Source organism: Extibacter sp. GGCC_0201 (genome assembly GCF_017566055.1).
GTDB lineage: Bacteria > Bacillota > Clostridia > Lachnospirales > Lachnospiraceae > Extibacter.
This window is the reverse complement of record NZ_JABFCH010000260.1, coordinates 1-211: the sequence shown is the minus strand read 5'-3', so window position 1 is coordinate 211 and position 211 is coordinate 1. Positions and strand designations below refer to the sequence as shown.

1 protein-coding gene is annotated in these 211 nt (G+C 54.5%); it reads right to left on the bottom strand.

The annotated features are described in order from the left end of the window. The coding region (locus tag HJV72_RS19470) for a hypothetical protein (RefSeq protein WP_208073533.1) at positions 1-211 on the bottom strand (211 nt) is incomplete at both ends.

Sequence of the window (211 nt, the reverse complement as noted above, 5' to 3'; positions counted from 1 at the left end):
GGAAACCGGCCTCGTCATCGTGGAGCGGATTTAAAACATAGGGGCGTTTCTCATAGGAGAGGTACACCTCATCCATACAGCGGTGCCTTGCAAGGGCAGGGAAAATCCAGTCCAGATAACAGCGGGCTTTTGCCAGCCTGCCGTAGGATATCCTGCGCTCCTCCTGTTTTTTCAGGGGTTCTAAGGCAGTCAGCCGCTTTTCCAGCCTGGA